We start from the raw sequence: 12184 nt of genomic DNA on the forward strand, positions 1-12184 counted from the left end.
AATCCGGGAAGAGAACAATGAATCGGCCGAAGAATGAATAATGGGCCTGACGCGTCCGCCTGTTTTTTAATCAGCGGCGCAACAGGGCCAACATTGCTCTTGGGACCCCGGCGGCATATCTCAGGCAGGACAGCGACGCGAGAAAGTTTTTGTGAGGAAAGATGCAGGATGCCGCCATCATCGTCGCCGCCGGACGCGGCAGCCGCGCGGGCGGGGACCTCGCCAAGCAATGGCAGCCCCTTGCGGGGCGCCGTGTGGCGGACTGGACGCTTGCGGCGATCCTCGGGTCGGGGTGCGCGCCGGTCGTGGTGGTTCTTCCGCCGGATGAAGTGGACAGCCTCCCCCTGCCCGATGGCGTGATCCGGGTCGCGGGGGGGGCAAGCCGCGATGCCTCGGTCCGGGCCGGGTTGGCGGTGCTGGACCCGGAAAAGGTCCGCAACGTGCTGATCCACGATGTCGCCCGGCCTTGCGTGCCGCAGGACCTGATTGCCGATATCCGCCGGGCGCTGGAGACCGCGCAGGCGGCGGCTCCCGGTTTGGCGGTTACCGACGCACTTTGGCGGGGGGCCGAGGGGCGGGTGACCGGAACCCAGGACCGCAGCGGGCTGTTTCGTGCCCAGACCCCGCAGGGGTTCCGCCTGAAGCCGCTGCTGGCGGCCCATGCCGCTCATCCCGGCGGAGCCGCGGATGATGTCGAGGTGGCGCGCGCCGCGGGGATGGACGTCACCATCGTGCCGGGGCATGAGGACAACCTGAAGATCACCCTGCCTGCCGATTTCGCGCGGGCCGAAGCCATATTGAGAGCCCGCATGGACAACCGTTCCCAAAGCCGGTCCGAGGATCTGCCCGTCCCCCCGCCGCCACCCCGCGGTCCCGATATCCGCATGGGCAACGGCTTTGACGTGCATGCCTTCGAAGCGGGCGATGGTTGCTGGCTTTGCGGGATCAAGGTGCCGCATGACAAGGCGCTGAAAGGGCATTCGGACGCCGATGTGGGAATGCACGCCGTGACGGATGCGCTCTACGGGGCCATGGCGGAAGGCGACATCGGGCGCCATTTCCCCCCCAGCGATCCGCAATGGAAAGGCACTGAAAGCCATGTCTTCCTGCGGCACGCGGTGGACCTGGCGGCGGAAAAGGGCTTTGCCATCACCAATATCGACTGCACCCTGATCTGTGAACGGCCCAAGGTCGGCCCGCATGCCCCTGCGATGATTGCCCGGATGGCCGCGATCATGGGACTGGAACAAGATCGGGTATCGGTCAAGGCGACCACATCCGAACAGCTTGGTTTCACCGGACGGGAAGAAGGGATCGCGGCCATCGCAACCGCGGTATTGATACGCATATGAAAATTTCGACAGTTTTCGCCACCCTCGGCGGCATCGGCTACCTGAAACCGGCCTCGGGGACCTGGGGGTCGCTGGCCGCCCTGCCCCTGGCCTGGGCGCTGCATGTCGCCGGGGGGCCCATGTTGCTGCTGCTGGCCTGTTTCGCGGTGTTCCTTGCCGGGGTCGTGGCGACCGAATCCCATACCGCCCGCACCGGGGATCACGACCCGTCCGAAGTGGTGATCGACGAGGTCGTCGGCCTGTGGATCGCCTTTTTGCCGGTGTCCTTCGGGGCGGCGCATGTGGGCGCGTCGCTGACGGCGCTTTATCCCGGCTGGATCATGGCCTTCCTCGCCTTTCGCCTGTTCGACATCTGGAAGCCAGGCCCGGTGGGTTGGGCCGACCGGCGGTCGGATGCCTTCGGCGTGATGCTGGACGACGTGATCGCCGGGGTCATGGCGGCCGTGGTGGTGATCGTCACGGCGGCCTTTTCGCACCTGGTGCTGATGTGAGCCTGCCTGCCCCCGATACCACCCTGGCGGCCCGGTTGCTTGAAACCTGCCGCGCCGCCGGTCTGACCCTTGCCACCGCCGAAAGCTGTACCGGCGGGCTGGTCAGCGCCTGCCTGACGGCTGTGCCGGGCAGCTCTGCGGTCGTGATGGGGGGCGTGGCCAGCTACGCCAATTCCGCCAAGACCGACCTGCTGGGGGTCCTGCCCGCCACGCTGGCCGCCCATGGTGCGGTCTCCGAACCGGTTGCGGCAGAGATGGCGAAGGGCGCGCGGCAACGCCTGGGCGCGGATCTGGCGGTCTCGATCACCGGCGTTGCCGGGCCTGGCGGGTCAGAGGCAAAGCCCGAGGGCATGGTCTGCTTCGCCATCGCCTCGGCTCGGAGGGTCATTACCCGGACCGAGCAGTTCGGTCCCTGCGGTCGGGACGAGGTGCGGCGCAAAAGCGCCGAACTGGCCCTGACGCTGCTGCTTGAGGCCGCCAGCGGTGCTGCGGCCTAACCGTAAAGCTCGGCCGCGCGGCGCTCAAAGGCGCGCACGATGCGCTGCATTGCCTCGTTGAAGACCACGCCGATGATGCCTTGCAACACCGCGTTCTTGAATTCGAAATCGACGTGGAAATCGACATCGCAACCCGTCTCCGTATCGCGGAAGGCCCAGTTCGACTTCATGTAGCGGAAAGGCCCGTCTAGGTATTCCGTGTCGATCTTCATCGCATCGGGCCACAGGACGACCCGGCTGCCAAAGCGTTCGCGAAAGACCTTGAACGAAATCACCAGGTCGGCTTCCAGCAAGGTCGAGTCCCCTTGCGGGATTTCCTTGCGAATCCGGGCGGCGGCGCACCAGGGCAGGAATTGGGGATAAGATCCGACATCGGCGACCAGATCGTACATCTGTTGCGCGCGATAGGGTAATTTCCGGGTTTCCGAATGGGTCGGCATGGTGCTCCCGCCTCGGTCTGCTATTGGGTCACGTAACGGTTTTTCTTGGGCGACCCATGTCCTACACTCGCCCGGCACATTCAAGGGGAAAGCATGAGCGCGCGTCCTTATGTCATCGATGAAATGATTTCCGCCAAGGAAATCGCCGCCCGGATAGAGGCGCTTTGCCGCGATATCCGGCATGTTTTTCCCGCAGATGAACGGCTGGTCGTGGTGGGGCTGCTGCGCGGCTCCTTCGTGTTCATCGCCGATCTGGTGCGGGAATTGTCCGACCGTGATGTGGAAGTCGATTTTCTCGAGGCTTCGTCTTATGGCGATGCCATGGAGAGCAGCCGCGAGGTCCGCATCCTCAAGGATCTGCGGGGCAAGATCGAAGGGCGCAACGTGCTGGTGGTCGAGGATATCGTCGACACGGGCCACACGCTGAACCACGTGATCCACCTGCTGGAATCGCGCCTGCCCAAGCAATTGCGCACCATCGCCCTGCTCGACAAGCCGTCGCGCCGAGAGGTTGATTTCCGCGCCGATTACATCGGTTTCGAGATCCCGGATGAGTTCGTCGTCGGCTACGGTATCGATTATGCGCAGGGCAATCGCAATCTGCCGTTCATCGGCAAGGTGCGGTTCACCGGGGCATGAATCGCTGGATGATCCGCGCCGTGCTCTGGGTGCGCAATCCGCCATCAGAGAAACGGGTGATCCTGGTGCTGGTCGTGATCGCGCTGTGTATCGCGATCTGGGGCGCGGAAAAGCTGTTCGGGTTTCCCGACTGGCTGGTACCGGACACGAGGCGCTGGCGGTGAGTGCGGTTTGTCCCCGGGGAACTGCGGGCCTGCCCTCTGACGAAATCGTCAGAGATTTCGCGCGGCTTGCCTGTTAGACTGAAGTCGATCCAGGGCAAAGCCCGACCAGCCAAATGGGGATGAACATGCGCAAGACCCTGACAGCCATCGGTCTTCTGGCCCTTGCCGGAGGGGGCACGGCCTGGTGGCTGACTGCTCCGACCTACCTGCCCGAGGATGCCATGGCCGGCCTGGAGCCCGACGCCGCTGCCGGCGAATCGGTCTTCTATGCCGGTGGATGTGCCTCTTGCCACGCGGCCCCCGGGGCCTCGGGCGAGGAGATGCTGGTGCTGGCCGGGGGGCGAGCGCTGGAAAGCGACTTCGGAACCTTTCATGCGCCCAATATCTCATCCGACAGTTCGGCCGGCATCGGAGGTTGGTCGTCGCTGGACCTGGCCAATGCGATGCAGAACGGGGTCTCCCCGCAGGGGCGGCATTATTATCCGGCTTTCCCCTTCACCACCTACACCCGCGCCGACCTGCAGGACATCGCTGACCTTCATGCCTTCCTTCAGGGGCTGCCTGCGGACCCGACACCGAGCAAGGCGCATGATGTCGGATTTCCCTTCGATATCCGCCGGTTGCTCGGGGGCTGGGATCTGCTTTACCTCGACAGGGATTGGATCATGGAAGATCCGGGGTCGGACGAGGTCGCCCGTGGGCGGTATCTGGTCGAGGCGCTTGGGCATTGTGGGGAATGCCACACGCCGCGCAATGCGCTAGGCGGACCGGATACATCCCGCTGGTTGGGCGGGGCCGAGAACCCGTCGGGCGCAGGGCACATCCCCAATATCACCTCCGGGGAGCTCGACTGGTCGGCCGGAGATATCGCGGAATATCTGAGTTCAGGTCTGACACCCGATTTCGATGTGGCCGGGGGCGAGATGGCGGACGTCGTGACCAACCTGTCGCATCTGCCGCGCGCGGATCTGGAGGCGATCGGTGCCTATGTGAAGGCCGTTGCACCGGTCGAGAGCGAGTAAGGGGGCGCTGCCCCCGCCCTTTGGGCTCCCCCGGGATATTTCGAACAGGGAAACCTGGAAGGGGTGCCATGGGGAGCGATGCCCCCATGGTCGCTTTCAGGCCTGGCCGAGCTTGCGCAGTCGGGCGGCGCGCAGACGGGCGAAGTCATCGCCGGCGTGGTAGCTGGAGCGGGTCAACGGGGTGGCCGAGACCATGAGGAAGCCCTTGTTGTAGGCGACCCGTTCGTAGCTGGCGAATTCGTCGGGGTGCACGAAACGGTCCACCTTGTGGTGTTTCGGCGTCGGTTGAAGGTATTGGCCGATGGTGAGGAAATCGATATCGGCGGCGCGCATGTCTTCCATGACCTGGGTGACGGATTGGCGGTCCTCGCCGAGGCCGACCATGATGCCCGACTTGGTGAAGATCGTCGGGTCGAGTTCCTTCACCCGTTGCAGCAGGCGCAGGGAGTGGAAGTAACGCGCGCCGGGGCGGACCTCCGGGTAGAGGCCGGGGACGGTTTCGAGGTTGTGGTTGAAGACATCAGGTTTCGCGTCGACCACGACTTCGAGCGCCTCGGGGGCGCAGCGGATGAAGTCGGGGGTCAGGATCTCGATCGTGGTGGCTGGGCTACGTTGGCGAATGGCGCGAATCGTCTGGGCGAAATGTTCAGCCCCGCCGTCTTCGACGTCATCGCGGTCGACCGAGGTGATCACCACATGGTTCAGTCCCAACTTGTCCACCGCATGGGCGACGCGGCCGGGCTCGAAGGCATCCAGCGCCTCGGGCGGCTTGCCGGTGGCGATATTGCAGAAGGTGCAGGCGCGTGTGCAGACTTCGCCCATGATCATCATGGTGGCGTGGCCCTGGCTCCAGCATTCGCCGACATTGGGGCAACCGGCCTCTTCGCAGACCGTGACCAGCTTGTTTTCCCGCATGATGTTGCGGGTTTCCATGTATTCCCGGCTGGTCGGCGCCTTGACACGAATCCAGTCGGGTTTCTTCGGCTGGGCATTGTCCGGACGGCGCGCCTTTTCGGGATGGCGCTGTTCAGGGATCTTGAGATCACGCATAGTCTGGCCTTTCCTTGCGGATTGGGGAGTATCATATGCACCCCAGGAGGAAAGAACCAGTTTCACATTTCAGGAATGCGTTCGGTGCAGAGCCGTTATGCAGATGCAGAACGACACAGGCACAAATCCCTTGTTTCCTGCCGAAACCATGAGCGTGGGACAAAGTCTGGGGCGCTGCGACGCAGAAAGAAACTTGCAGTGGATTTTGACCCATTCTAAAATTCGATCCAGTGAATTTCGGGGCGACGACTCTTTTCTCCGGAGCGCGCGCCCCATTTCTGCGCAAACAGTCTAAATCTGAACAATCCGAGGATACGTCATGCAAACCGGTTCCAAGCTTCCCCATGTCACTTTCCGCACCCGCGTCCGCGATGAAAGCATCGGCGGGTCGAACCCGTTCCGCTGGCAGGACATGACGACGGCGGATTACTTTGGCGGCAAGCGGGTGATCCTGTTCTCGCTGCCCGGCGCCTTCACCCCAACCTGTTCGACCTACCAACTGCCCGGCTTCGAGAACAACGCCGAAAAGTTCAAGGAACTGGGCGTCGATGCGATTTATTGCATGTCGGTCAACGACAGCTTCGTGATGAACCAATGGGCCAAGGCGCAGGGCGTTGAAAACGTGACTGTGATCCCCGATGGTTCGGGTGAATTCACCCGTCGCGTCGGCATGCTGGTCAACAAGGACAACCTGGGCTTCGGCATGCGGTCCTGGCGCTATGCGGCCGTGATCAACGACGGCGTGGTCGAAGGCTGGTTCGAAGAGCCGGGCATCTGCGACAACCATGGCGAAGACCCCTATGGCGAATCCAGCCCCGAAACCCTGCTGGCCTTCCTGGAAGCCAAGAAGGAAGCGGCTGCCTGATCCAGGCAAGTGCCGACAAGATCTGAAATGAAAAAACCCGGAGCCTGCGCTTCGGGTTTTTTCGTGAGGTGGCAAGGGGCTCAGCCCGGGACGGAGGAGATCGCGGGCTTCTGTGGACGGGTCGTCGCAACCAGGCCCTGTCCGGTTTCGGACAGGATTCGGGCCAGGGCGCGGAACCAGCCGTCATCCGGCGTGGCGCGTCGGCGCAACAACGCGATGGTCCGGCACGGTTCGGGTGCTGCAAAGCGGCGCAGGGTCAGCCCGCGCCCTTCGGTATCCAGCGCCAGTTCCGGCAGCAAGGTCAGGCCGAAGCCCGCCGCCACAAGCCGGGTCAGCGTCGCCAGGGAAGATGCCCCCATGTTGATCTGCGCGTGGCCCCTGCCCCGACCGCAGACTTCGAGCGCCTGATCGGTCAGGCAGTGGCCGTCTTCGAGCAACATCAACCGGGCCGGGCCGATTTCCGAGGGGCGCAGGCTTTCACCCCGTCCGCCAAGCGCAGCCATCCCGGCCTCGGACCCCGCCAGAAGAAAGCGGTCCTCGAACAGCGGTTCGACCTCCAGATCCGTATCGGGGTCCAGCGGTAGCGCCACAACGGCCGCATCCAGCCGACCGGCCTTCAGGTCCTCTATCAGCCGGGCGGTATGAGCTTCCTGCACCTGGATGTTCAGGCCGATATCTTCGGCGCGGATTGCCGCCAACGCGGCGGGAAGAAGGAAGGGCGCGATCGTGGGAATCAGCCCCAGCCGCAATTCGCCGGCGAGGCCTTCATTCCAACGGGCGATCTCGGTCAGGACCTGCATTTCGGCCAGGATCTTTTCCGCCTGGCTCAGCACCAACCGTCCGAAGGGCGTCGGCACCACGTCGCGGGTACGCCGTTCAACGAGGGTCGCGCCCAGCATTTGCTCCATTTCACGGATCTGCACCGACAAGGCGGGTTGGGACACATGGACCGCCTCGGCCGCACGGCCAAAGTTGCGATGCTGCACGAGCGCGCGAAAATAGGTGAGTTGGCGCAGAGTGATGTTCATAAGAAATTTTTATCAGGTCTCGGAATATCTTCAAGAAGATCTTATGCGGCATCCGCTGACGTCTGATTTGGCCAAGTCAGTTACGAGGTCGATCAACGGCGGCCTTGCCGACCATAGCCGCATTTAACCATCCGCTCCGGGCCTGTAAGCTGGGCGCCAATAGACGACTCGGGAAAGGACCGCCGATGGATTGGGCCAGGCACCGGCGGGAAGCGCACCAGCTGAGCCACGCACAGGAATACGTCAAGCAGATCGTCTATGGCGGCAACGATGGGATCGTGACCACATTTGCCATTGTCGCCGGTTTCGCCGGGGCTTCGGCGGGGGACGGGATCGCGATGATCGGCGGTCTGGCCGTACTGGTCTTCGGGCTGGCCAACCTGTTCGCGGATGCGGTTTCGATGGGCCTCGGAGAGTTCCTGTCGGGACGCGCGCAGCATGACCTTTATCATAACCGCCGCCAGCTGGAGCTTCGGGAGATTGCCGAGAACCCCGGCCATGAGCGCGACGAGCTGGAGGTGATCCTGCGCCAGCGGGGCCTGTCCGACGGCGACGCCCATGCAGCGGCCGAGATCATGGTGCATCACCCGTCGATCATGGCGGATCTTATGATGACCTATGAATTCGGGATGCATGACCCGGCCGAAGACAATCCGGCGATCAACGGCCTCGTCACCTTTTTCAGCTTCGTCCTGTTCGGTGCGGTGCCGCTACTGCCCTATTTCTTCTTCGAGGCCTCGCCCCGGATCTTCTGGTATTCTGTGATCGCGACCTTTTCGGCGCTGGCGGCCCTCGGCCTGCTGCGCTGGCGGACAACTGGGGAAAAGCTGTTGCGGACACTTGGCGAAACCATCGCCGTTGGTGCAGCCTGTGCTCTGGTCGCCTATCTGGTCGGCCTGCTGGTAAGTGGTTAACCGATCTTCATGGTTCTGCGGAAAAATGACCCGATGCGAAGATCTGTCTGCAAACCAGTAAGATCCTTCTTTCCGGTTTGAACATGAAAAACCCGGCACGGAAGGCTCCGGCCGGGGTCAGGTTCCACGGGATCGGGGAAGACGCCCCCAGTCAGCCGATCAGCCCGCTGTCGCGGGGCTGGGCGCGGTAGTGTCGCTCCAACCGGTCAAGCGCGATGCGCAGCACGATCTTGCCCGACCGCGCCGACCAGCCCATCTTGCGCTCTGCGGTTTCAAGGCCCTCCATGTGACAGCAGCAGCGCAGCACAACGTCGCCCAGACCGGGCCCGAGGTCACGTAATGCAGAGGCAACGCGGTCCCGCGCGGCTTCCGGTCCGCGCCCGCCGCCCTGATGCGCGGCGCCAGAGATCCCGGCTGTCAGGAAACGGTCCCAATCCTGCGTGACACGCGGCCCCATCTGCGACAATTCGAAGTCTTCGCGCAGGCGTTCACCCGCCCGAACCTGTTCGGGGCGCAGGAAAGGCGTCCCGTCACGGTCACGCCGCCGCGCAAGGGCCGCCACGGGAGAATCGCTTTGATAGCCCCGCGAACGAGGCGTCTCTGCGCCGTCGTCGGCCTCCGGATCAACGGCTGTGGCGCTGCGATGATCAAAGCTTGCCATGCCTTCGGCAAAGCCACGGGCGGCATTTTCCGATCGCGCCGTCAGACGGTTAAGCACCGAACGCCCCGCGCTGGTGATGGTGTAGCGCGCGACCCGGCCGGGGGCCGTGCAAGCGATCCAGTCGTTCAGCGCCATAGCCTCGGCCAGGGTGCGGGACACGATGTCCAGCCGATCGGGCGATCCATCGATCCGGTCCCGGACGACAACCGCCTTGTCCATGTCCTGGGCCACGGCAAGAACCGTTCCAGCATGGGCAAGATGGCGCAGGACCGGCAGGGCATCCCGGCGCAGGGCGGCTTCGGTCATCGGTTGTTGGAAATCTTCGGGCAGAGAAGGCTTCATCGATACAGGCTCCTTTTTATCCGACCGGTGCAGGTCGCGCAGGCTGGCAGGCCTGCGGTGCTGTCCGAGACGGCTCAGCGCGTGATCCAGCAGGGGATCTTGGCTGAGCTTTTCGAACCGGCGGATCCGGCGCAGGACGGTCGAAGCGTGGCAGCCCGCTTCCCGCGCCAATTGACGAAGTGAAACGCCATCCTCGGTATGAGCCAGAAAATGGCGGGCGGAATCCGGCACCCATGCAGGCAGATCCCGGCAATGGGGATCCGAATTTCGAGACAGGTCAGCTATATCCATCACGATCAGGCCAAACATGGTTGCGGGGGTCTCCCGGTCCTCTCTCTAGCAAACGGCGTTAAGGTTTCTTCAGGGTTAACAATTAACCCCTGACACAAAGATTGTTTCCAAAACATAAACTATCCTTGAACCACCGTGCGGAGACATAGGGCCTGCGCAACACTCGGCATGATTGAGTGATGGTATGGATCAGCTGCTGGTCCGCCACCTGGGATGCCAAGGAAGATCAAGATGCAGGATATTCAATCGATGCTCGCCAAGTTGCGCCGCCCGCGGATGCTGATCCGCGCGGCAAGGATCGCCGCCGACGGCTATCGCCGCGAGGTGCACCTAAGCGCCGTACTGGGCCAGTCGGTGCTGCCACGCCACGGGGCGGCGGCGATGCACCTGATGGACCGCGAGGCCGAGCTGAACCGGTTGCGCCGCGACGGCTGCACGACCTATTCACCAAGCCAGCATGTTTCGGTGCTATGTGCGCTGATCGGCGAAGCACGGCTGATGCAGGGCTGAAGGCGCAATCACACGGGGGCTGTGCCGAAAGACCGTAATGCGCGCCTGTCAGGGCCGGCCTCGTCATGAATTGCCCGCAACGCCCCCCGTTCAGACAAAGGCATCGGGCATTTCGGCCTTGCGGCGGGCGACATAGGCGGCCAGCGCCTCGGACACGTCGGGGGCCAACCCGGGTTGTTGGTAGGTATCGAGCAACTTCTTGACCCGGACCGCCGCCAGCTGCTGGCTGGAGCGCGCGCCCTCTTCCGACCAGGTTTCATAGGGCTTGTTGTCCAGCACATCCGAACGCCAGAAAGCGGTCTGGAAATTCCGCTGGGTATGCGAACAACCAAGGTAATGCCCGCCCGGCCCCACCTCACGGATCGCATCCATGGCCTGGGCTTCCTCGTCATGGCTGACACCGGCAGCGATCCTGTGCAGGATGCCAAGCTGATCTGCGTCCAGCACGAATTTCTCAAATGAGGCGACCAGCCCGCCTTCCAGCCAGCCACAGGCATGCAGCATGAAGTTCACCCCGCCCAACAAGGCGGCGTTCAGCGTGTTCGAGGTCTCATAAGCGGCCTGGGCGTCGGGCAATTTCGACCCGCAGAGCCCGCCACCTGACCGGAACGGCAGGCCGAGCCGCCGGGCCAGCTGCCCTGCCCCGTAAAGGATCTGGCTGGCTTCGGGCGTACCGAAGGTGGGCGCGCCGGAATTCATGTCGATCGAGGTGACGAAGGCGCCGAAGATTACCGGCGCACCGGGGCGCACGAGCTGGGCGTAGGCGACCCCTGCCAGCACCTCGGCCAGCACCTGAGTCAGCGTGCCCACCACGGACACCGGCGCCATGGCCCCCCCGACGATGAAGGGTGACACGATGCAGGCCTGCATGTTGGCGGCATAGATCTCGAGCGCGCCCATCATCGTATCGTCGAAGGTCAGCGGCGAGTTGATGTTGATGAGCGAGGTCATCACCGTGTTGTTGCTGGCGAAATCCTCTCCGAACAGGATCTTGCACATATCGACACTGTCCTGGGCGCGGCTGGGTTCGGTGACCGAGCCCATGAAGGGCTTGTCCGACAGGGTCATATGGGCGTGCAGCATGTCGAGATGACGCTTGTTCACCGGCACATCCGTAGGTTCGCAGACGGTCCCGCCGGAATGATGCAGCCATTTCGACATGTAGCCGAGCTTCACGAAATTGCGGAAATCGTCCATCGTGGCGTAACGCCGACCGCCGTCGAGGTCGCGCACGAACGGCGGGCCATAGACCGGCGCCAGGACCAGGTTCCGTCCGCCGATCTCGACCGAACGTTCGGGGTTGCGGGCATGTTGGACAAAGCTTCCCGGAGCCGTGGCACACAGCTTGCGGGCCAATCCGCGCGGGATGAGCACACGTTCGCCCTGCACGTCGGCGCCGACCGCGCGCCAGCGGTCCAGCGCAGCGGGGTTGTTGACGAAATTCACCCCGACCTCGGCCAGAACGGTTTCGGCATTGGCCTCGATAATCTCCAGGGCCTCGGGACCGAGCATGTCGAAATTCGGGATATTGCGCGCGATGACCGGAGCGCTTTCGAAGCTGACCGCGCTGCGGGCCGCGCGCCGGGCCGCCCCTCCGCCACCGCGTCCGCGCCGGCCAGTTGCTGCTTCGGTCATGATCTGTCTCCCTGCCCAGACACCTGCACGGACGCTTGCCCGTGAATTCTTGCGCACGGGCCGCGGCCCGTGGGTCCTCGCCGTCATAGATACCGGGCCGGACGGGGCGACAAGGGACCGATTGCGGCGGATGAGGTGCGAAACCGACACTTCGCCCGCCTTGCGCGGCGCAGGCCGCCCCGCGCCCCCGGTGGCCCGCCCCCGGCAGGTCCGGCGGTCACCGCCTTGTGCCCCTGTCGAAATCCCGACACTTTGCAGACGAAATCAGCGCGTCCATGCGTGC

General features: G+C 63.8%; 14 protein-coding genes. 9 read left to right on the plus strand and 5 right to left on the minus strand.

Annotated features, from left to right (window positions below; translation table 11 throughout):
- The first annotated feature begins 161 nt into the window (after positions 1-161).
- Genes ispF through PSAL_RS05025 form a run of 3 tightly spaced genes read left to right on the plus strand, consistent with a single transcriptional unit; the run spans position 162 to position 2340 of the window.
- Positions 162-1352 (plus strand): 2-C-methyl-D-erythritol 2,4-cyclodiphosphate synthase, encoded by a 1191-nt coding sequence (ispF, locus tag PSAL_RS05015; RefSeq protein ID WP_119840163.1) that lies wholly within the window; start codon positions 162-164, stop codon positions 1350-1352.
- On the plus strand, positions 1349-1843 hold the full coding sequence (locus PSAL_RS05020) for a phosphatidylglycerophosphatase A family protein (RefSeq protein ID WP_119840164.1): 495 nt from the start codon (positions 1349-1351) through the stop codon (positions 1841-1843). Before ispF ends, PSAL_RS05020 begins: the two co-directional genes overlap by 4 nt.
- On the plus strand, positions 1840-2340 hold the full coding sequence (locus tag PSAL_RS05025) for a CinA family protein (protein WP_231388621.1): 501 nt from the start codon (positions 1840-1842) through the stop codon (positions 2338-2340). The genes PSAL_RS05020 and PSAL_RS05025 overlap by 4 nt, the downstream gene beginning before the upstream one ends.
- On the opposite strand, the gene PSAL_RS05030 is transcribed toward PSAL_RS05025, so the two are convergent.
- Positions 2337-2780, minus strand: a complete 444-nt coding sequence (locus tag PSAL_RS05030) for a type II toxin-antitoxin system RatA family toxin (protein ID WP_119840165.1) — start codon at positions 2778-2780, stop codon at positions 2337-2339. The two genes, PSAL_RS05025 and PSAL_RS05030, sit on opposite strands and share 4 nt — an antisense overlap.
- A 93-nt stretch (positions 2781-2873) precedes the next feature.
- Here PSAL_RS05030 and hpt point away from each other — a divergent pair, with 93 nt between their 5' ends.
- The 3 genes from hpt to PSAL_RS05045 all read left to right on the plus strand — a co-directional run bounded on the left by hpt (position 2874) and on the right by PSAL_RS05045 (position 4605).
- Positions 2874-3419 (plus strand): hypoxanthine phosphoribosyltransferase, encoded by a 546-nt coding sequence (hpt, locus tag PSAL_RS05035; protein ID WP_119840166.1) that lies wholly within the window; start codon positions 2874-2876, stop codon positions 3417-3419.
- Entirely contained in the window at positions 3416-3583 is a 168-nt protein-coding gene (locus PSAL_RS05040) for a hypothetical protein (protein WP_196222839.1), read from the plus strand. The genes hpt and PSAL_RS05040 overlap by 4 nt, the downstream gene beginning before the upstream one ends.
- Before the next feature lie 125 nt (positions 3584-3708).
- Complete coding sequence (locus PSAL_RS05045; protein ID WP_119840258.1) at positions 3709-4605, plus strand: c-type cytochrome; 897 nt, start codon at positions 3709-3711, stop codon at positions 4603-4605.
- A gap of 96 nt (positions 4606-4701) precedes the next feature.
- On the opposite strand, the gene lipA is transcribed toward PSAL_RS05045, so the two are convergent.
- The gene (lipA, locus tag PSAL_RS05050) at positions 4702-5655 is read right to left on the minus strand and encodes a lipoyl synthase (protein ID WP_119840167.1); all 954 of its coding nucleotides are present in this window, start codon (positions 5653-5655) and stop codon (positions 4702-4704) included.
- Between the two features lie 319 nt (positions 5656-5974).
- Here lipA and PSAL_RS05055 point away from each other — a divergent pair, with 319 nt between their 5' ends.
- Complete coding sequence (locus tag PSAL_RS05055) at positions 5975-6520, plus strand: peroxiredoxin (protein WP_119840168.1); 546 nt, start codon at positions 5975-5977, stop codon at positions 6518-6520.
- Between the two features lie 80 nt (positions 6521-6600).
- Here PSAL_RS05055 and PSAL_RS05060 read toward each other — a convergent pair whose 3' ends face one another.
- Positions 6601-7548, minus strand: coding sequence for a hydrogen peroxide-inducible genes activator (locus tag PSAL_RS05060; RefSeq protein WP_119840169.1), 948 nt, complete (start codon positions 7546-7548; stop codon positions 6601-6603).
- A 185-nt stretch (positions 7549-7733) separates the two neighbouring features.
- Here PSAL_RS05060 and PSAL_RS05065 point away from each other — a divergent pair, with 185 nt between their 5' ends.
- Positions 7734-8462, plus strand: a complete 729-nt coding sequence (locus PSAL_RS05065) for a VIT1/CCC1 transporter family protein (RefSeq protein WP_119840170.1) — start codon at positions 7734-7736, stop codon at positions 8460-8462.
- 151 nt (positions 8463-8613) lie between these two features.
- Here PSAL_RS05065 and PSAL_RS05070 read toward each other — a convergent pair whose 3' ends face one another.
- Positions 8614-9756 carry a DUF6456 domain-containing protein gene (locus PSAL_RS05070; protein ID WP_119840259.1) on the minus strand — a complete coding sequence of 381 codons (1143 nt, stop codon included), beginning with the start codon at positions 9754-9756 and terminating at the stop codon, positions 8614-8616.
- A gap of 231 nt (positions 9757-9987) precedes the next feature.
- Here PSAL_RS05070 and PSAL_RS05075 point away from each other — a divergent pair, with 231 nt between their 5' ends.
- The gene (locus PSAL_RS05075) at positions 9988-10266 is read left to right on the plus strand and encodes a DUF6477 family protein (protein WP_119840171.1); all 279 of its coding nucleotides are present in this window, start codon (positions 9988-9990) and stop codon (positions 10264-10266) included.
- A 90-nt stretch (positions 10267-10356) separates the two neighbouring features.
- Here PSAL_RS05075 and PSAL_RS05080 read toward each other — a convergent pair whose 3' ends face one another.
- Positions 10357-11901, minus strand: coding sequence for a trimethylamine methyltransferase family protein (locus tag PSAL_RS05080; RefSeq protein ID WP_119840172.1), 1545 nt, complete (start codon positions 11899-11901; stop codon positions 10357-10359).
- Positions 11902-12184: the final 283 nt, after the last annotated feature.

The sequence above is a fragment of the Pseudooceanicola algae genome (genome assembly GCF_003590145.2).
GTDB lineage: Bacteria > Pseudomonadota > Alphaproteobacteria > Rhodobacterales > Rhodobacteraceae > Pseudooceanicola > Pseudooceanicola algae.

Excerpts from the sequence above, each read along its gene's own strand:
- PSAL_RS05055 (WP_119840168.1), top strand. The coding sequence starts at position 5,975 with ATGCAAACCGGTTCCAAGCTTCCCCATGTCACTTTCCGCACCCGCGTC.
- PSAL_RS05080 (WP_119840172.1), bottom strand. The coding sequence starts at position 11,901 with ATGACCGAAGCAGCAACTGGCCGGCGCGGACGCGGTGGCGGAGGGGCG.
- PSAL_RS05030 (WP_119840165.1), bottom strand. The coding sequence starts at position 2,780 with ATGCCGACCCATTCGGAAACCCGGAAATTACCCTATCGCGCGCAACAG.
- PSAL_RS05040 (WP_196222839.1), top strand. The coding sequence starts at position 3,416 with ATGAATCGCTGGATGATCCGCGCCGTGCTCTGGGTGCGCAATCCGCCA.
- hpt (WP_119840166.1), top strand. The coding sequence starts at position 2,874 with ATGAGCGCGCGTCCTTATGTCATCGATGAAATGATTTCCGCCAAGGAA.
- lipA (WP_119840167.1), bottom strand. The coding sequence starts at position 5,655 with ATGCGTGATCTCAAGATCCCTGAACAGCGCCATCCCGAAAAGGCGCGC.
- PSAL_RS05020 (WP_119840164.1), top strand. The coding sequence starts at position 1,349 with ATGAAAATTTCGACAGTTTTCGCCACCCTCGGCGGCATCGGCTACCTG.
- ispF (WP_119840163.1), top strand. The coding sequence starts at position 162 with ATGCAGGATGCCGCCATCATCGTCGCCGCCGGACGCGGCAGCCGCGCG.
- PSAL_RS05045 (WP_119840258.1), top strand. The coding sequence starts at position 3,709 with ATGCGCAAGACCCTGACAGCCATCGGTCTTCTGGCCCTTGCCGGAGGG.
- PSAL_RS05075 (WP_119840171.1), top strand. The coding sequence starts at position 9,988 with ATGCAGGATATTCAATCGATGCTCGCCAAGTTGCGCCGCCCGCGGATG.
- PSAL_RS05065 (WP_119840170.1), top strand. The coding sequence starts at position 7,734 with ATGGATTGGGCCAGGCACCGGCGGGAAGCGCACCAGCTGAGCCACGCA.
- PSAL_RS05060 (WP_119840169.1), bottom strand. The coding sequence starts at position 7,548 with ATGAACATCACTCTGCGCCAACTCACCTATTTTCGCGCGCTCGTGCAG.
- PSAL_RS05070 (WP_119840259.1), bottom strand. The coding sequence starts at position 9,756 with ATGGATATAGCTGACCTGTCTCGAAATTCGGATCCCCATTGCCGGGAT.